Consider the following 19,092-nt stretch of genomic DNA (forward strand, 5'->3'; position numbering starts at 1 on the left):
GTTTCTTTCACACCGGATACCCTATTCTGCTTGTTCATGGTCATTTCCTAGAAGTGATGAAAAAATGATCCCTTAAATAAAAAACACAACCCGCCAGAATCTCTTCTGGTAAGCTGTGTTTTTTGTAAAACTTCAAATTAGAAATTAATATATTTACGTGGGTTCACGGCATTTGTTTTGTCCGCATTCCAAGGTCCTTCATGGATTTCAAAGTGCAAATGCTGCCCGGTAGATTCGCCGGTAGATCCCATGATACCGATTTGCTGGCCTTTAGCGACTGTTGCACCTGTGCCGACCATACGGCTTCTCATATGGGCATAGACAGTCGTATATAGCTGGCCGTTGATAGAATGTGAGATGAAAATACAATTTCCATAGCTGGAAGATAGGTATGAACGAATGACAACCCCATCAGCAGCAGCTACGATCGGAACCGTACCACCTCTTGCAATGTCGACTCCTGGATGTTTTTCTCCCCAGCGCATACCGAATTCGGAGGAGATGTATCCGTCAGCCGGACGTGTGAAGATTCCTGATTGGATGGCAGGAAGATTAACGCTTCCACCACCATCGGAGCTAGAGCTGGACTGAGAATGAGACTGCGCAGCAGCCAAACGTTGCTGTTCTGCAATGCGGCGCTGTCTTTCAAGCTCAGCCTGATGGTTTTTTTCCAATTGGATCGCCTTTTGAATAGCAGCTTCCTGATCTTTCAATAAGCCCTGCTCTTCCTCTAAAGACATTTTTTCATCTTCAAGGTGCTTTTGCTGCTTAGCAAGCTCTTTCATCATTTCGTTTTTCTTTACTTTTTGAGAATTTAGGTGTGCTTTCATCGCATTCAAGTCACTCAGCATATTTTGGAGGTCTTGCAGCTTTTTCTCAACGGATGTCTGCTTTTCTTCCAATGTTGCTTGGTCGCGCTTCTGCTCTTCAATGATTTGCTTGTCCGCATTGACAAGAGTCGTTACAGCGGATGCGCGGTCGATGAAGTCGCTAAAACTTTCAGCTCCTAAAAGGACGTCCAAATAATTAACAGAACCGCCTTTTGTTTGAATGGAACGTGCGCGCTGTTTTAAAAGTTCATTACGTTCTGCAATGCGCTTTTTCAAATCGGCAATTTCCGCTTTTAGCTTTTCGATTTGATCTTTCGTTTTGGCGATTTCATCTTCTTTATCTTTGATTTTTTGATCCGTATCAGCGATCGCGATATCTAGCTTCCCGATTTCCTCTTTCAGATCTACCTGATCGTTTTTGACCTTTTCAATCTCTGATTTTTTCGAAGTAATATTTGTATCTACCGTTGATTGTTTTTCATGGATATTATCTTGCTGGCTTTTTAAATCCGAAAGCTTGGATGCGCTTGCACCATTTCCGTATACAAACATCCCGCTCAATCCAAGAGTAGCAGCTAAAGTCAGTGAAAGTAATTTCCGTCTTCTCACGTCTTTTCCCCTTTCTGTCCTTACACTTCTCATGTTTTTCTTTGTATTTATGAAACTTTTAACCTATGTTTTACGTCGATATGTATAGGGAACAATTATACTAATTGCTCCCTTAAAACCTTTGACTTCCTAAACTTTCAAGAATCTGCGGATGCTCATCATGCTGCCCCATCCGCCGATGATGGCGCCCATCAAGATCAAGATGCCGCTGACTTCATATACAAATGGTGCAAAGTCGAGCACTTTAATGAAATGGCTGTGAAGCTTTGGTTCAATGTAGTCATACGCATAGCGATAACCGGTAATGACAATGACGATCGGGAAAATCGATCCGAGAATCCCAAGCCAAAAGCCTTCCAAGAGAAATGGCCAGCGGATGAACCAATTCGTCGCTCCAACCAGCTTCATAATTTCGATTTCCGTCCTGCGGGCGAAAATGGTGATCTTGATCGTGTTGGAAATTAAGAACATCGCTGTAAACAATAATCCGATAATGAGGACCAATCCAACATTACGGCTGTATTTTAAAAACTTGAACAGCTTGTCAATCTTGTTGGCTCCGTATTCCACTTGGGCCACATTTTTATATTTCATGATTTTTTTCGCTGCAATCGCTGTGTCTGTTGGATTCTTCGTTTTTACGATAAACACGTCATACAATGGGTTATCTTGTTTGAATAAGTCAAAGTCACTTCCCATATCCTTGATCAAGTTTTTCAATTCCGTTTGCTTGGAGGAAAACTTGACCGATTGTACCTGATCGATTCCTTCGATTTGCTTTTTAAGCGCAACTTCATCCGCTTGCTTTGCTGTCAAATCGATATGAACACGAATTTCGACGTCCTTTTCGATATCCGATGCCACTTTATTCATGTTCATCATAATGACGAAGAAAACCCCAACCAATAATAATGTCACTGTCACTGCACTGACGGAAGCGAACGTCATCCATCCGTTCCGGCTTAAGCTTTTAAAACTTTCCCTAAAGTGACGTCCAAGTGTTCTAATCTTCATATCCGTAGTCACCCCGCTGCTCATCACGGACAATCTTACCGTTTTCAATGGCAATCACTCGATGCCTGATCGTATTGACTATTTCACGGTTGTGGGTAGCCATGACCACTGTTGTCCCTCTCGTGTTGATTTCTTCAAAAAGATTCATAATATCCCAAGAAGTTTCTGGATCCAGATTCCCTGTAGGCTCATCCGCAATGACGACTTTCGGGGAATTTACGATGGAACGCGCGATGGAAATCCGCTGCTGCTCCCCTCCTGACAGTTCATTCGGGAACATACGGGCCTTATGCTTCAGACCAACGAGGTCAAGCACTTCCATGACACGTTTTTTAATATACTTTGGCTGCTCCTCGATTACCTCAAGGGCATACGCAATATTTTCATAGATGGTCAACGTTGGAAGCAATTTAAAGTCCTGGAAGACAACACCTATATTCCTTCTTAAGTAAGGTACACGGCTGCTTTTTAATTTTTCCAAATTGACACCACTCACAACAATGGATCCTTTTGTAGGTCTTTCTTCTCGGTACATCATCTTGATGAACGTCGATTTACCGGCACCACTCGGGCCGACTACATAGACAAATTCGCCTTGTTTGATGTGAACGTTAATCCCGTTCGCAGCCATAATCCCATTCGGGTATTTTTTATGGACATCCTGCATATCAATCATCATTAATCACCTATTATTCTCATTATGTGTATAGTCCGTGAAGTTAGTAATATATAACTATATCAAAATTTTAAAATAGTCTGTTAATCGTGTATGTAGATGTTTACCAATTCTTAATATTCGACAAGAAAACGCATAATCCTTGTTGAATCTTATCGAATTTTTGGCACAACCTCATTATAACATCCTCGCTTTGCATGTTAAGGGTAATTTTTATTACAGTTTTATTTCAAGATGCTAAATTTTTGGTAATTATTCGACATGTAGGATAAATAACCCATTTTAGTAGGGATTAAGATGAGTTTTCTGGTGCGAGGCTCCAGAGTCTAGCACCTTCCATTCCTCGGAGCTCATTGGAGTATTTTACAACACGCTTTAATCCAATAAAAAATGGCCCATAGGATCATAGGCCACTTCATAATTACTTTTTCTTTGACAGCCACTTGGCAACCATTTTGGCATCGTCGCCTTTGATGACTCCTTTAGGCATTTGCCCTTTACCGTTTTGAATGATGAGCAAAATTTGATCTTCGGTGTATCTTGAGCCAACTTTTTGCAAGTTAGGGCCAAATCCGCCTTCCAGGTTGTTCCCATGGCAAGTTGAACATTTTTGCTTGAATATTTTCGCAGCCGGATCACCGGAGCTTGCCGTTTCCGTGGAGTCTCCTCCACCATTTTGGGAGTTATCATTACCGCTTCCGCAAGCCGCAAGACCCATGATCAGAGCGGCTCCCAGAACAATGGATAATAGCTTTTTCATGTGTTTCCTCCTTTGAAACCCTCAATGATTAAATTATACCAATTCTATGCTTCATTGAAACCTTCCCCAACTACTTCGGAGGCATCCGTCACAACAATGAAAGCAGTCGGGTCAATGCTTCTCACCAATTGTTTCAATTTGGTGAATTCGGTTTGATCGACGACACACATTAGGATCGGTCTTTCACTGTCTGTATAACCCCCGTATGCAGATAGTTTTGTCACTCCGCGGTCGATCTTATTCAAAATTCCTTCGCGCACTTCATCTTTGCGGTTAGTAATGATCAAGGCCATTTTCGAACGGCCGAATCCGATTTGAACAAGATCGATTGTTTTGCTTGTTACGTATAATCCGATTAAAGCATATAGTCCTTTTTCTACATTAAAGACGATGGCAGCCGAGAGGACAATCAAACCGTCGATCATCGCGACTGATCTTCCGAGCGTAAAGCCTGTAAATTTAGTGATGATTTGCGCCGCTAAGTCCGTTCCCCCAGTCGAGGCTTTTCCCCTGAAGACAATGCCGAGTCCGAGACCGACGCCGATTCCGCCAAAAAGCGCACCTAAAAGCGGATTATTCGTCCAAGGTTCCCAATCCCTTGTCAAATAGACAACAAAAGGAAGGAAAATCGTACCCACCAGCGTTTTGTAACCAAATTGAAGTCCCAAAAAGATGAGGCCAGCGATAAAAAGAGGAATGTTCAATGCCCATTGGACATATGCCGGTTCCCAGCCTAGAAGTCCTTTTAAAATCGTACTGATGCCGCTCACTCCGCCTGACGCAACTTCGTTAGGAAGCAAAAATACGTTGAAAGCGATAGCGACGATCGATGAACCGATAACGACTTGAATATATTCTGAAAGCTTCTGCCACTTCGGATTGCTTTCGTGATTCCCTTTTCTTTTTTTCATGATTATGTGCTCCTTTGATGCATTTATCGATTATTGCCGAAGTGAGTATAGCACGGAGAACATTGGGTGTAAATGCCAATAAGATAACGTGTTAAAGTGTTAAACCGACTCATTTTTAGGATGTTCCAAAACAGAAAAACCATGCGCGGAAATAGGGGTGGCACTTTGGTGACAGGCACCAGGGTGGAGGGTTGGAGTCCGCCATTTAGGTTTTTGCGCGCAATTTGTTTTTTTTGCGCCTATATCTGAATTTTTGCGCCTTTCTTTGGTTTTTTTGCGCGTTAATCAGATTAATTGCGCGTAAAATGAAATTATTGGTTTTCCATTGAAAACGCAGAAGTCTTTTGTAATCCGCTGCAATAGACAGTGTCGAATTTTTATTTTTCAACACACATAAAAAAACAGCTGTTTCCCCAAAGGAAACAGCTGCTTCAAACTGTATTAAGATATGCGAGAACGCAGGTATGCGTTTATGAAGCTGTCAAGGTCGCCGTCCATGACCGCCTGGACATTTCCCATTTCTGTATTGGTGCGGTGGTCCTTCACCATGGAGTACGGATGGAAGACGTAAGAGCGGATTTGGCTTCCCCAGCCGATTTCTTTTTGCTCCCCGCGGATTTCGAGCAATTCTTTTTCCTGCTCTTCGATCTTGCGTTGATAAAGCTTGGCATTCAGCATTTTCATCGCCTGGTCGCGGTTTTTGATCTGTGAGCGCTCGGATTGGCACGAAACGACGACGCCGGTCGGGATGTGAGTGATCCGAACGGCAGAATCCGTCGTATTGATATGCTGACCGCCGGCGCCGCTTGCACGATACGTATCGACTTTCAGATCCTCGGTGCGGATGTCGATTTCGATGTCGTCATTCAGCTCCGGCATCACTTCACAAGAAACGAATGAAGTATGGCGGCGTCCTGATGAATCAAACGGCGAAATGCGGACAAGACGGTGAACCCCTTTTTCCGCTTTCAAGTAGCCGTAAGCATTGTGCCCTTTAATAAGAAGCGTCACGCTTTTAATTCCAGCTTCGTCGCCAGGGAGGTAATCAAGTGTCTCCACCTTGAAGCCTTTTTTCTCCGCCCAGCGTGTATACATGCGAAGAAGCATCGAACCCCAATCCTGCGACTCTGTTCCGCCTGCTCCTGGATGAAGTTCCAGGATGGCGTTGTTTTTATCGTATGGCTCGCTTAAAAGGAGCTGCAGCTCATATTCATTCAAACGTTTGATTAAATCCTTCAATTCCGTTTCCAGCTCTTCACGCAGATCCGGATCGTCTTCTTCTTTTACCAAATCATGAGTGACTTCAAGGTTTTCCTGCGTTTCCACCATGTCGTTATACTCATTGACCAGATCCTTCAATCCATTGGCCTCATTGATGATGCCTTGTGCTGCCTGCTGGTCGTTCCAAAAGTTCGGGTCGAGCATGACTTCATCCAGCTCGGCAATGCGCGCCTCTTTGTTTTCTAAGTCAAAGAGACCCCCTGAAGTCCGCTAATATCTTAGCTGTTCTCTCTAACTCTGTACGAATCTCGAATAATTCCATTCCAATCACCTCTATAAATAGTGACCCTGCCCCATGGTGCCTGTCACCAAAGGTTGTGGGCCCGGTTTACACCAAAATAAAGTGAAGGAGGGAATGCCCCCTTCACCATTCATCGTTTCGTGTTGTTCACGTTTGATTATATATTATGCAAGTTTGCCGTGGCAATTCTTATATTTTTTGCCGCTTCCGCATGGGCATGGTTCATTTCGGCCGACATCCTGTGATTTTTTGAGCGGCTTCTTCTTCACTTGCTCGCCGTCCTCTTTTGGATTGACCGCCTGTCCTTTTGCAACCTCTTGGCGTTCAAGGTTGTTACGGATTTCAGCTTTCATGACATACTTGGCGACATCTTCTTCAATTGCTTCGACCATTGCCTCGAACATTGCGAACCCTTCATTCTGGTATTCGCGAAGCGGGTCGATCTGACCATATGCACGTAAATGGATACCTTGGCGAAGCTGCTCCATCGCATCGATGTGATCGATCCATTTCGTATCGACCGCACGAAGAAGGATGACTTTTTCGAATTCAGTCATTTGCTCCTCGTCCAGAAGCTCTTCTTTTTCATCATAGCGCTCGGTTACCTTCGCGAAGATAAGCTCGGACATTTCTTCCGGATCCTTTCCTTGAAGATCGGCTACAGTCACGTCACCTTCATGAAGAAGGTTGGCATTGACGTAATCGATCAATCCTTGAAGGTTCCACTTCTCTTCATCTTCTGAAAGCGGCGCATGTGCATCCACCACACGGTTGATCACAGATGTAATCATGTTTTCAACGATGACGCGGAGATTTTCCGCTTCCAATACTTCGTTCCGCTGCTTGTAGATGATCTCACGCTGTTGGCGAAGGACATCGTCATATTGAAGCAATTGTTTACGAGCATCGAAGTTGTTTCCTTCCACGCGTTTTTGAGCGGACTCAACGGCGCGGGAAACCATCTTGCTTTGAATTGGCTGGGAATCATCCATGCCCAGGCGCTCCATCATTGTCTTCATGTTATCAGAACCGAAGCGTCTCATCAGTTCATCTTCCATGGAAAGATAGAACTGAGTCACACCAGGATCCCCTTGACGTCCGGAACGTCCGCGAAGCTGGTTATCAATACGGCGGGATTCGTGGCGTTCCGTTCCGATTACGGCTAAACCGCCGAGCTCCTTCACTCCATCGCCGAGCTTGATATCCGTACCGCGTCCGGCCATGTTCGTCGCGATCGTCACGGAGCCTTTTTGACCGGCATCAAGGATGATTTCCGCTTCACGGCCGTGGTTCTTCGCGTTCAATACATTGTGACGCACGCCTTTTTTCGTGAGAAGCTGTGAAATCAATTCAGACGTTTCGATCGCAACCGTACCAACAAGCACCGGCTGTCCCTTTTGATTTCGTTCCGCGATATCTTCAACAACGGCGCGGAATTTCCCTTGCATGCTTGCATAGATCAAGTCTGCTCGGTCATCACGGGCAATCGGACGGTTCGTCGGGATGACAACGACGCGCATGTTGTAAATGTTGCGGAATTCCTCTTCTTCCGTTTTCGCCGTACCGGTCATCCCGGAGAGCTTGTCATACATACGGAAGTAATTCTGGAAGGTGATGGTCGCCATCGTCATGCTTTCGTTCTGGATTTCCAAGCCTTCTTTCGCTTCGATTGCCTGGTGCAGCCCATCACTATAGCGGCGTCCCTTCATCAAACGCCCCGTAAATTGGTCAACGATGATGATTTCGCCTTCTTGAACGACATAATCGACGTCGAGATGCATGCTGACATGCGCCTTCAACGCTTGGTTGATGTGGTGGTTCAAGGTTACGTGCGTAATGTCAAATAGGTTATCGATGCCGAATGCGCGCTCAGACTTATTGATTCCTTCCTCTGTAAGCTGGACGCCTTTCGTTTTTTCATCGTACGTGTAATCCTCTTCTTTTTTCAGTGTACGGACAAACGCATTTGCCTGCATATATAGCTGCGTCGATTTTTGCGCCTGACCAGAAATGATCAACGGTGTCCGTGCTTCATCGATCAAAATCGAGTCGACCTCATCGATTACGGCAAAATGAAGCGGACGCTGCACCATTTGTTCCTTGTAAAGCACCATGTTGTCCCGCAAGTAATCGAATCCATACTCATTGTTGGTTCCGTATGTGATATCCGCGTTATAAGCTTCCTGTTTTTCCTCTTTCGACATGCTATTCAGGTTCAAACCGACAGTCAAGCCGAGGAATTGATAAAGCTCACCCATTTCCTCTGCATCACGGCTGGCCAAGTATTCATTGACTGTAATGACGTGTACGCCTTTTCCGGAAAGGGCATTTAAATAAACCGGCATTGTGGCGGTAAGGGTTTTACCTTCACCAGTCTTCATCTCAGAAATATTCCCTTCGTGCAGGGAAACACCACCCATGAGCTGTACTTTATAAGGATATAATCCAAGCACGCGGCGCGATCCCTCGCGTACCACGGCAAAAGCTTCTATTAATAAATCATCAAGCGACTCGCCCTTTTGGTAGCGGGCTTTGAATTCTTCTGTTTTCCCGCGAAGCTGATCATCTGACAGCTTTTCCATTTCCGGGCCAAGTGCATCAATTTGATCCGCCATTTTCTCTAGACGTTTCAGCGTTCTTTTGTTGTCGTCAAATACTTTATTCAAAATACCAAGCATCTGTAACGCTCCTTTATATAGATGTGCGGATCTTCATCCGCCTCATGTTTGCAGTCATAAAAAAAGGGATTGTGTCTCCATGGTTTGAAACCATCTATTACTATTTCTTGAAAAGAAAGAAAATTCCTTTTACGAAATAATATTTCCCATATCTATCTTACCACTCTGAGGGGGGAAGGACAACTTAAGAGGGGAAGCGGTTGTGTATTGTAAAAAGCAGAGACTACTGCCGGCTATTAAGGATTTCCGCTTCAGGGTACTCCATCTCCGAGAGGCTGACGATGATCTCTCCTGAGCCTCGCACCTTCCCCTCCAGCCAACATTCCATGGTAAAAAGATACAAAATAAATCGTTAGACAAACAACTAAAATAAAAAACGCCCCCAAATGGGAGCGATTTTTTCATTGTTATTCATTAATGGCTTCTTTGATTTCCTTAAACCGCTTGGAAATGCTGTTTGGGGAAACGCTGAGTTTTGCCGCCAAGTCCTTCTGGGTGTAGGTTTGAACATCTGCATCGGACTGCATTAAATAATAATATAATGCACCAACGAAAATATCCGGGTTTTGGAAGGATGGATTTTTCTTTAAGCTAAACTCTTCCCATGCGCCTTTAGCCTTATTAATGGCTTCGACATCTGCTTCGTTTTCCCTTAGGAATGCTTCCAGCTTAAACAGTACTTCATCTTGTTCTTCTAAATCCACACTTTGTTCTTTAGATTCCTCACTTACTTTTTCCAATGCATCCGGATCTTCAACAACATTCAAGAAACCTTCACACACAGCAAGGAAATTTTCCTTCAAATAGGTTTGGGCATCGTTATAACCGGATTTTTCGAAATCTTCCTTCAGCCAATTTTCAAGTGCAGCTGCATGTTCGGCTGGCATGTCGCCTTCAACTCCAGCAAATCGATCGCCAACCAATATACCGAAAATAAACTGTCCTTTTTCATACATTTCGTTAAAGTTGCCGCCGTGTGCATGGACATTCAGTGTTTCATTGGAAAGAGAATCTACAAGTTTCATTGTGTCCCCTTCCATATCCTTGATGATGCCCGCAGTAATATCATAGTCCAGCCATTTGGCAAAAAGATCTTTCGTGCGCTGGCGCTGAATCGTCGGCATGCGCTCCTCTACGAATTTTTCCGCAACGGTTTTTCCCTCAAGCGTCGGCTGGGAGAAAATGTACCAGTCCCTCACCGGCTCCATGATCAATTCGTCCTCGTTTTGTGCCAGCAATGGATAATTGCCTTTTTCATAAAGGAAGAAGCGATTGAAGGTAATGCGGTAATAATCAATGAAATATTCCTCCAATTCAACCTGGAGCAAATCCAGCTCCTCTTGAACTAGATTATCGATCGATACCGTTTTATTCGCACAGCATTTCTTATATTTTTTCCCGCTTCCGCAGGGACAAGGTTCATTTCGTCCAACTTGCAACATAAAATCCTCTCCTAAAAACGTCTTAAATCTAAATACACAATTACTTATCTTATACCAAATTGCCGGTAAAATCTAATTTATCAACATTCAGACTATATATCTATTTTATAAATAAAAAAAGCCACCAATCAAATGGTAGCTTCTTCCTAGCTTAATTAAGTGTTGATTTCCGCTCCGGGCGGACGCTTTCCGCGGGCGGGGCCGAGCCGCTTCCCTCGCTACGCTCAGTCCATGGTCTCGCCGGTCCCGCTTTTCCCGCTGGAGTCGCCGCCCTCCGCTCCAATCAACTGACTACATAGATGAGCTTTATACTCTCTATGTATATTAGAAAAAATAACCCTTGCCCTCATGGAAATACGAGGGGAAGAATATCAGCAAACTTAATGTAATGCTTAATCGTTCGCTCGAAAGTTGAACCTAATAAAACCGAACCGTTTTTAAATTTGGTAGCTTATCAATAAAATTTTCCTGTTTACGACCCCAAAAATACCGCCCCATATACGAGTGCTGCGCCGATCACGTAGGCCGGGTGGACCTTCCATTTTTCCATGAGCAGGAAGCTGATCGCACCGATGATGATGGTCTGCAGCCATCCGACCCCTTGATAGGAGTTGGCGAAGAATCCAAATGCCATGATGCCCAGCAAAACGGCAATCGCCGGTCGGACAAGGTTGGTCAATCTTTTCACTTTTGGTGAATCCTTGTATTTCAATAAAAGGCTCAAGAGCGCAATCATTAAAATCAAGGACGGCGCCACCGTGGCAAAGACTCCGACGATCGCACCGAATACACCTCCGACCTGAAAGCCGATGTAGCCGGCCATTTTTGTCGCGATCGGTCCCGGGAGCGCATTCCCAAGGGCAAGGACTTCACTGAACTCGTTGACGGAAAGCCAGTGGTAATGGCCCACGACTTCATTCTCGACGAGCGGAATCGAAGCCGGGCCTCCGCCGTATCCCAATATTCCAGGCAGGAAAAAGGCCAAGAAAATATGCCAATAGATCATGATGACTTCACCTTCTTCTCTTTAGGATCACTCTTTGAAAGCAGCGCGGCTGCAAGGAGTATACCGATCAAAATCGCAGGGTGAAGATCAAGCACCTGCAGCCAGATGAAGCTGCCCGCAATCAGGACGATGCTCCAAAGCCATCCGAGTCCTTTTTTTGATTTTTTGATAAAGTCCCACGTCAGCACGGCCAGCATGACCCCTACGACCGGGACCACCGCCTTTGACATCCCTTTTACCCATGGCTTGTCCTTATAGGCATGAAGCACGGTCAATAGTAAGATCATCAAGATGATGCTCGGGATGATGGTTGCGAACACGGCAACGATCATCCCCATTAAGCCGCTCACCCGAAAGCCGATATACCCGGCCATCTTCGTCGCAATCGGTCCGGGCAATGCATTTCCAAGTGCGAGCACATCCGAAAACTCATCATCATTCATCCATTTATATTTTTCTACGACTTCTTTATGAACAAGTGGAATCGAGGATGGGCCACCCCCATAGCCGAGGATCCCCACTCGAAAAAAAGCTAAAAACAAATTCCAAAGCTTCACAATGACTCATCCTTCTCAAGCTGTATCGTTTTTATTTTTACCAAGCGGCAATGGCTCCGTCTGTTCTAGATTCGGTGCCGCCCATCAAAACTCCTGTTTCAGGGTCGCGCCAAATAATCTGTCCTCTTCCAAAGCTTCCCGTATCCGTTGCGACCTGCACCTGGTGTCCTTTCCTAGCGAGCCCTTGAGCCAAGTGGTTTGGAAAATGGGGCTCAAGGAGCACTTTCTTCCCTTCCATCCACTGCCAGCGCGGTGCATCAAGGGCGGCCTGTGGATTTAAATGGAAATCGATGCTGTTCATGATCACCTGAAAATGACCCTGCGGCTGCATATAGCCTCCCATCACTCCGAACGGACCGACCGGTTTATCGTCCTTCGTCAAGAATCCAGGGATGATCGTATGGTAGGTCCGCTTCCCTGGTTTGAGTGCATTCGGATGCCCTTCATCCAGAGAAAAATCAGCACCGCGATTTTGAAGTGCGATGCCGGTACCTGGAATGACGATGCCGGAACCAAAGCCCATGTAATTGCTTTGGATATACGAGATCATATTTCCTTCAGAATCGGCTGCCGCCAAATAAACGGTTCCGCCCTTTGGAGGCTTGTATGCTTCCGGCTGAATGGCATGTTCTGAAATCAGTGAACGCCGCTCCTTGGCGTAGGATTCTGACAGGAGCTCCTCCACCTCCGTTTTCATATGGAGGATATCGGTGATATGCGCCTTCCCATCGGTAAACGCAAGCTTCATGGCTTCGATTTGTTTATGATATGTATCAATGCTTTCTTTTTCATTGAAATCAAGACCGCTAGCAATATTCAATGCCATGAGAGCGATGATTCCTTGGCCATTCGGTGGGATTTCCCAAACATCATAACCTTTGTAGTGGACTGAAATCGGATCGACCCACTCCGGTTTGAAGCGTCCTAGATCTTCTTTTGTAAAAAATCCACCGTGTTTCCTCATGAAGCGGTCAATTTCATCGGCAAGTTCACCTTCGTAAAAGCTTTTTCCGTTCGTTTCTGCGATGGATCGAAGTGTTGCAGCATGACCGGCCGATTTCCATATTTCACCAATTTCAGGCGCCTTGCCCCCAGGAGCGAATGTATCGAACCATGGCTGATATTCCTCGATTTTGAAAAGCTCCTTGAATTTGTTAAAGGCTAGCCCCCAATACTTTCCGAGGATCGGCGAAATCGGATAGCCTTCCTCTGCATACTTGATTGCCGGTGCAAGTACATCCGACAATGGCAGCTTTCCAAACCGTTCCGAAAGCTCTCCCCAAGCCGCAGGTACGCCCGGTACTGTCACCGGAATGAGGCCGTGGACGGGCATCTTTTCATGACCGAGTGCCTTCACCTGCTCGATTGTCAGTGCTTCTGGTGCAGGACCGCTGGAATTCAAACCGTGGAGCTTGTCCTTCACCCATACAAGGGCGAACGCATCGCCGCCGATCCCATTTGACGTCGGTTCCACAACGGTCAATGCGGCAGCCGTCGCAATGGCTGCATCGATGGCGGTTCCTCCTTTTTGGAGAATTTCAAGTCCCGCTTGTGCAGCAAGCGGCTGTGAGGTCGCCACCATTCCATTTTTAGCAAACACCGTATTCCGCTGGGATGGATACGGCTGGTAAAGATGATCCATTTTCAATTTGATTCCCCTCCTTTGAAAATCTTTCGTTTGTCGAAATGTAAGATATGTCTATTATAGTAAAAATAATTTTAATTTTACAATAATTTTATCTATTTTTGTAAGAGATAGAGTGAATTGCTAATAACATTGGGTCCATGTAAGGTTTACATAAAAGTAAACGTACGACGGTTGATTTCCGCTGCAGGATGCTCGCTTTCCGAGGAGCCTCACACGAAGTGAGGTCGTTCGATGTTGGCACACGATGTGCCGAACTTAATCGAACATCCTATTTTCCCTATCCTCGCTGCGCTGAGGGGTCTCACCTGTCCCGCTACTCCCTCTGGACATTGAATTCACATCTTTGAACTAACACCGCACGAAGAAAATGAGTATGCATTTTCGAGGAGTCTCGCACCTTCCGCTCCAATCAACACCATAAGATGAATATTTCCAAGAGTACTATTAAAAGAATAATCTTTGAAAACAGCCTTATTTTTACTTTTCTAGCCTTCTAAAACACCTAAAACAATTAATGAAAATGTCCTATCAATCATTAATGTTCCGACAAAAATTTTGTTCCACTTTTTTAAAATTCTATTTTCCGGGAAATAGCGACACTTTCTATAAGAAATCGCAAATATTCTGCACATAAAAACCTCCGCAGCATCCACTGCGGAGGTTTGCTTTAATTTTTTTATTAGTCGGCCTGGGTTTCGATCAAGCCGTATTTGCCGTCGCGGCGTTTGTAGACGATGTTCGTTCCCATGGAATCGGCATCCGTGTAAATGAAGAAGCTATGGCCAAGGAGGTTCATTTGCAGGACGGCCTCTTCGCTGTCCATCGGCTTCAGGTCAAACTGCTTAGTACGGACAATTTCCATATCCGGGTCTTCTTCCTTCACTTCAGGGGCTTGCGTTGTCCCTTCCATTGCAGCGAAATATTCGCCAGGGCTGCCTTTTTCACGGAATTTACGGTTCACTTTCGTTTTATGTTTACGGATTTGACGCTCCAATTTATCGACAATCAGGTCAATTCCGGCATACATGTCGTCATTATGTTCTTCAGCACGCAATACTAAATGCGGCATTGGAATTGTAACCTCGACTTTTGCTGTTTTATCTTGATACACTTTCAAGTTTACATGTACATTAGCGTCAGGAGTATCGTTGAAATAGCGTTCAAGCTTACTGATCTTCTTTTCAAGATATTCCCTGATTGCTGGAGTTACCTCAATGTTTTCGCCTCGAATGTTGTAAGTTAGCATATGTGGAATCCTCCTTTAATAAAAGCTTGTATATAATATTCGAGTTTACCCTTTTAATTCCTGCTTAAACTTTCTAAAAATTTTGTCAAATTAATGGACATATCGTCAAATCCTGACATTACAGGGCAGGATTGCACATGGCAATATTTTCACCTTACTCATTATGCTTCACTTTGCTTGTTTTTATTTTCAAATTCTTTTTTTGCAATTTCGATGCATTCCATAATATCCTGGATTGCTTTATCAAAACCGAATTGTTCCTGGATTCTTTGTTTCATTTCTTCGCCTTTCTCTTTCCGATAGGACGGATCAAGGAATAACCTTTCGATTTCAGCTCCAAACTTTTCTTTTTCCACAGCGGCATGATTACCAGTGTAGATGGTGACATCGTACGGACCTTTAAGTGTCACGACAGGCAGCCCTTCATTCATGGCCATCGCCCCGCTGATCCCTCCGCCTTGCCGAAAAGGATTCACATAAGCATCACATAGCTGATAAAAACCGGGCAGGTCACGTTGATAATCCACAAAAATTATTTGTTTATTTTGAATGAAATCTTTGCATGCATCTCGTAGATCGCCGAAACTTCCTTTCCCTACGATCATCCATTTTATTGAATGATCCTTTTTCAGAACGTCGTTCATGATAGAGATAAATTCCTCTGTCATTTCGGCATCTAGCCGGTTCCCCACCGTTGCCAGCGCAAAGTCATCAGGCGTCAATCCATATTTCGACCGTTCTTCAACAGCTGTTGGCCCAGGGAGATCCAGACCGTATGTGATTTGCTTGTACTTGCTTGAAATACCATTATGTTTTTTCCACTCATCTTCCATTTCTTCTTTTGTATTTCCTCCTGTAAAGAGATATGCGTACGGAATCGGTTCAGCACCGCCCAATGTGGTCGATAAGACAGGGACATGATCGTAAAGAATCGCACCAATCAAGCTAAAATTCGCTCCCAGCTTCCAGATGAGCTCCGGTCCCTCATTTTCCATGAATATAAGGTCCTTTTTCAGCCTATCTACGCGAGGAAGCGAAGAATCTGAGTAATGAAGATGGACTTCATGGCCATCAAGCATTTTTTCATGTTCTTTTTGCAGTTGTGTTGATAATGCAGACCGATAGGCATTTGGAAATAACACTTCATTTGGACTGTATGCAAAAAAATCATCGACAAATATCGATATTCCATATTCGGGATTTGCTTTTTTTAAGTAAATCGCATAATTAATCGCAAGAGAGGTAGGAGAGTGATTCACACTGAGAAGCTGACTTACCACTAGAATAATTTTTTTCTTCTTTTGGATTACAGGCTCCGGCAGCAGGCTTTTATAATAAGTCACGATTCTTTCCATAATCTGAATTTGGTCATTGAACAAATCCTCATATTTATCAAGGCCATATGAAGTCATGAAGCCCAATGATGACATCAACAAAGGATAGTGATAAGACGTATATTCTGGCGATTGGAGCATCGTTTTATGGATCAGCTCCAACAGCTTTGGTTTATGTTTTAAAAAGAGACTGGATGCTAATAAATAGACTCTTTCAGGAAAAGAGGGGTTGCTGGTCATAAGATATTTTTCCAAATCTCCAAAAATGCTTTCTTTCGCTGTTGTCTCTTGAAATAGGGAAAAAATCGTATTCAGTACTTCCCCTTTCATGCTCGCAGGTATTTGCATATTAAGGACGTTGATGCAAATATACATGCATAAATCCGGCTTTGCTGCCAATGCCTTCATAAAATCCATATCCATGGCAAACGGCTTCGGTTTTTGATCATTCAATTCAATCGTTTCGTTGGCCATCCCTATTTTCCCGAATGAGTAGGTCGTTCCTGCAAGTTGATAAGTTTTTAGAATTGGATCCTTCTTAGGTGACTCATCCCAATCAAATTCACCCATCGTCGAAAAGTATTGAAAACGGAAATTGACCAGCAGCATCGGGAATAACAAATGCTGATTCTCAAAATCGATGTCTACGTATATGTCACCGACGATTGTTTCCTTTTCCATTTCATACAGGTTGGCCAATGTTTTCAGCGGCTCCTGATGAAATGTATCTTTTTCCTCTATGGCAGGCACATATATAAAATCATCAATCAACGAATTATAGGCACGAAACCATCCCCAAAGCAGCAGGCGATGGTTGGATATGAGTGAGATCCGTTCTACTTTTTTATGATTCGACTTTACTTTTTCGAGGACATTTTCTAATTGATCGAATTTCAAATTCTTTAATGAGACGTTTTCCAGTTGAAATCCTTTCTTTTTGAATGTCCTGACCAGCTTCTGCAGTCTCGCGTCTTTTCTTCCTTCTTGCTTTAACACAAGCAGGATTTTCGCTGCCACCAAATCACATCCTGTTCTTTCATTAAATTGTTGATTCCCGCTGCAGGTTGTTCGCTTTCTGCGGGCTGGTCGGGAGTCTACGACTTTCACTCCAATCAACAGCTGGAAATCTGTTATTACCAAAGCAAAGTTTTCACATAAATTCCCTCTACAGAATATTCGCCTTCCGCTTGGCAATCAATTTTTCAAGAAACAATATGTTAGAGATCAACCTTGATTAAAAAATCCCCGAATCGACTGGACGACGGTATTTATTTCTTCTCGATTGAGGCCATTAAACATAGGTAGCCGAAGCAGCCTCTCGCTTTCTGTTGTTGTAAAGGTATCCTGGCCGTGAAATCTGCCAACGGATTTTCCGATTTCAGTGGAATGTAGCGGAATGTAATGGAAGACTGCTCCCACCCCATTCTTTTTCAAATAGTCGATAAGACGGGTTCTTTCGTCAATATCCTTGAGCTTGATATAGAACATGTGGGCATTATGCAGGCACTCCTCCGGGATGTGAGGGAGCTCGATTAAGCCGCTGTTTTTCAAGGGCGACATTCGCTCATGATAATGCTCCCAAAGCGACAGTCTTTCTTTGTTCACTTCTTTTGCCGCTTCGAGCTGTGCGAACAAAAATGCTGCGTTCAACTCACTCATTAAATAAGATGAACCAATATCGACCCACGTATATTTGTCGACATGGCCGCGAAAAAATTTCGAACGGTTCGTCCCTTTCTCCCGGATGATTTCGGCACGTTCAATCAAATCCTGGCGATTGATGAGAAGCGCCCCGCCTTCGCCGCAATGGTAATTCTTCGTTTCATGGAAGCTGAAGCAGCCGAGATCACCGATCGTCCCAAGCGCCTTCCCTTTATACGTACTCATCAACCCTTGCGCTGCATCCTCAATGACTAGAAGATTGTATTTTTCAGCTATTTTCAAAACGGCAGCCATTTCGCAGGAGACACCCGCATAGTGAACGACTGCAATCGCCTTTGTTTTCTCCGTCACGGCTCCTTCCAATAGGTGTTCATCGATGTTCATCGTATCTTTTCGGATATCAACGAAAACGATTTTTGCGCCGCGGAGAACAAACGCATTGGCGGTCGACACAAAGGTATAGGAGGGCATGATGACTTCATCGTCCGGTCCGATATTGGCGAGGATGGCAGCCATCTCAAGAGCATGTGTGCAAGAAGGCGTGAGAAGGACTTTTGGACAGGAGAGATTTTGCTGAAACCATTGGCTGCATTTTTTCGTGAAGGTATGGTCTCCGGAGAATTGATTATTCGTTTCAATCACTTGCCTTAAATAATTCATCTCGATTCCGGTTACCAGCGGTTTATGGAACGGGATCATTCGCTCACTTCCCCATCGGCGTCATAAAATGTTTTTTCGAACCTTAAACACTTCACCCCTCTGACGATTTGTTCGCCATTTTGCTTGAATCCGGCTTTTGTAAAACATTTGATGGAAGGCGTATTTTCCGGGCGGATGAAGGCGATATACAGCTCTGGTGTGAAGAATTCCCGCGATGTATGTATAGATTGATTGACGATAAGGTGCGACAAACCTTTGGAGCGGTAATCTTTATTTAATGTAATGCTGACTTCCCCATCTGACGCTACACGAAAAAAAGCAATTGGAATGTCATGTTCCTCCACGATCAGTCCGACATTGGCCGATTTTAGAAAAGAACCATACCAAACAAGATGGGAGGCATAAGGGATGGAGTTCTGATTCAAAGACATTTTTCTTGTTTGGGCTTCTGTTGAGAATTCGTATACGAGGTCCACATCTTGGGGAGTGAGTTTGCGAATGGTGAACATTCGTCATCCATCCTTTCTATTCAAGTGC

The 19,092-nt window shown here is 44.3% G+C and carries 15 protein-coding genes; all 15 read right to left on the reverse strand.

What is annotated here, in order from left to right:
* Positions 1-137: 137 nt before the first annotated feature.
* The 15 genes from D9X91_RS06600 to D9X91_RS06670 all read right to left on the reverse strand — a co-directional run bounded on the left by D9X91_RS06600 (position 138) and on the right by D9X91_RS06670 (position 19,064).
* The gene (locus D9X91_RS06600) at positions 138-1,439 is read right to left on the reverse strand and encodes a murein hydrolase activator EnvC family protein (RefSeq protein ID WP_121679786.1); all 1,302 of its coding nucleotides are present in this window, start codon (positions 1,437-1,439) and stop codon (positions 138-140) included.
* A gap of 129 nt (positions 1,440-1,568) precedes the next feature.
* Entirely contained in the window at positions 1,569-2,453 is an 885-nt protein-coding gene (ftsX, locus tag D9X91_RS06605) for a permease-like cell division protein FtsX (protein ID WP_121679787.1), read from the reverse strand.
* Entirely contained in the window at positions 2,443-3,129 is a 687-nt protein-coding gene (ftsE, locus tag D9X91_RS06610; protein WP_121679788.1) for a cell division ATP-binding protein FtsE, read from the reverse strand. Before ftsE ends, ftsX begins: the two co-directional genes overlap by 11 nt.
* 421 nt (positions 3,130-3,550) lie before the next feature.
* A complete protein-coding gene (cccB, locus tag D9X91_RS06615; RefSeq protein WP_121679789.1) occupies positions 3,551-3,889 on the reverse strand; it encodes a cytochrome c551 in 339 nt (112 codons plus the stop codon).
* Positions 3,890-3,933: 44 nt separating this feature from the next.
* Complete coding sequence (locus D9X91_RS06620; protein ID WP_121679790.1) at positions 3,934-4,800, reverse strand: YitT family protein; 867 nt, start codon at positions 4,798-4,800, stop codon at positions 3,934-3,936.
* Positions 4,801-5,241: 441 nt separating this feature from the next.
* A protein-coding gene (gene prfB, locus D9X91_RS06625) for a peptide chain release factor 2 (RefSeq protein WP_121679791.1) occupies positions 5,242-6,343 on the reverse strand; the annotation gives its coding sequence in 2 pieces (ribosomal slippage) (positions 5,242-6,270 and positions 6,272-6,343; 1,101 coding nt in all).
* A 143-nt stretch (positions 6,344-6,486) separates the two neighbouring features.
* Positions 6,487-9,000 (reverse strand): preprotein translocase subunit SecA, encoded by a 2,514-nt coding sequence (gene secA / locus D9X91_RS06630; protein WP_121679792.1) that lies wholly within the window; start codon positions 8,998-9,000, stop codon positions 6,487-6,489.
* 407 nt (positions 9,001-9,407) lie between these two features.
* Positions 9,408-10,442 (reverse strand): SEC-C metal-binding domain-containing protein, encoded by a 1,035-nt coding sequence (locus tag D9X91_RS06635; protein ID WP_121679793.1) that lies wholly within the window; start codon positions 10,440-10,442, stop codon positions 9,408-9,410.
* 472 nt (positions 10,443-10,914) lie between these two features.
* Complete coding sequence (locus D9X91_RS06640; protein ID WP_121679794.1) at positions 10,915-11,448, reverse strand: chromate transporter; 534 nt, start codon at positions 11,446-11,448, stop codon at positions 10,915-10,917.
* Positions 11,445-12,005 carry a chromate transporter gene (locus D9X91_RS06645; RefSeq protein ID WP_121679795.1) on the reverse strand — a complete coding sequence of 187 codons (561 nt, stop codon included), beginning with the start codon at positions 12,003-12,005 and terminating at the stop codon, positions 11,445-11,447. The genes D9X91_RS06640 and D9X91_RS06645 overlap by 4 nt, the downstream gene beginning before the upstream one ends.
* 37 nt (positions 12,006-12,042) lie before the next feature.
* A complete protein-coding gene (locus D9X91_RS06650; RefSeq protein ID WP_121679913.1) occupies positions 12,043-13,647 on the reverse strand; it encodes a gamma-glutamyltransferase family protein in 1,605 nt (534 codons plus the stop codon).
* 685 nt (positions 13,648-14,332) lie between these two features.
* Complete coding sequence (gene hpf, locus D9X91_RS06655) at positions 14,333-14,899, reverse strand: ribosome hibernation-promoting factor, HPF/YfiA family (RefSeq protein WP_121679796.1); 567 nt, start codon at positions 14,897-14,899, stop codon at positions 14,333-14,335.
* 161 nt (positions 14,900-15,060) lie between these two features.
* Positions 15,061-17,250: a glycosyltransferase family 4 protein gene (locus tag D9X91_RS06660; protein WP_121679797.1), complete on the reverse strand. Its 2,190-nt coding sequence runs from the start codon at positions 17,248-17,250 to the stop codon at positions 15,061-15,063.
* Positions 17,251-17,457: 207 nt separating this feature from the next.
* Positions 17,458-18,594 carry a dTDP-4-amino-4,6-dideoxygalactose transaminase gene (rffA, locus tag D9X91_RS06665; RefSeq protein ID WP_121679798.1) on the reverse strand — a complete coding sequence of 379 codons (1,137 nt, stop codon included), beginning with the start codon at positions 18,592-18,594 and terminating at the stop codon, positions 17,458-17,460.
* Entirely contained in the window at positions 18,591-19,064 is a 474-nt protein-coding gene (locus D9X91_RS06670; protein ID WP_121679799.1) for a GNAT family N-acetyltransferase, read from the reverse strand. The genes rffA and D9X91_RS06670 overlap by 4 nt, the downstream gene beginning before the upstream one ends.
* Between the last annotated feature and the right edge of the window lie 28 nt (positions 19,065-19,092).

The organism is Falsibacillus albus (assembly GCF_003668575.1).
GTDB lineage: Bacteria > Bacillota > Bacilli > Bacillales > DSM-25281 > Falsibacillus > Falsibacillus albus.

Coding starts and splice junctions, on each gene's coding strand:
- ftsX (WP_121679787.1), bottom strand. CDS start 2,453: ATGAAGATTAGAACACTTGGACGTCACTTTAGGGAAAGTTTTAAAAGC.
- ftsE (WP_121679788.1), bottom strand. CDS start 3,129: ATGATTGATATGCAGGATGTCCATAAAAAATACCCGAATGGGATTATG.
- cccB (WP_121679789.1), bottom strand. CDS start 3,889: ATGAAAAAGCTATTATCCATTGTTCTGGGAGCCGCTCTGATCATGGGT.
- D9X91_RS06620 (WP_121679790.1), bottom strand. CDS start 4,800: ATGAAAAAAAGAAAAGGGAATCACGAAAGCAATCCGAAGTGGCAGAAG.
- secA (WP_121679792.1), bottom strand. CDS start 9,000: ATGCTTGGTATTTTGAATAAAGTATTTGACGACAACAAAAGAACGCTG.
- D9X91_RS06635 (WP_121679793.1), bottom strand. CDS start 10,442: ATGTTGCAAGTTGGACGAAATGAACCTTGTCCCTGCGGAAGCGGGAAA.
- D9X91_RS06640 (WP_121679794.1), bottom strand. CDS start 11,448: ATGATCTATTGGCATATTTTCTTGGCCTTTTTCCTGCCTGGAATATTG.
- D9X91_RS06650 (WP_121679913.1), bottom strand. CDS start 13,647: ATGGATCATCTTTACCAGCCGTATCCATCCCAGCGGAATACGGTGTTT.
- hpf (WP_121679796.1), bottom strand. CDS start 14,899: ATGCTAACTTACAACATTCGAGGCGAAAACATTGAGGTAACTCCAGCA.
- rffA (WP_121679798.1), bottom strand. CDS start 18,594: ATGATCCCGTTCCATAAACCGCTGGTAACCGGAATCGAGATGAATTAT.
- D9X91_RS06670 (WP_121679799.1), bottom strand. CDS start 19,064: ATGTTCACCATTCGCAAACTCACTCCCCAAGATGTGGACCTCGTATAC.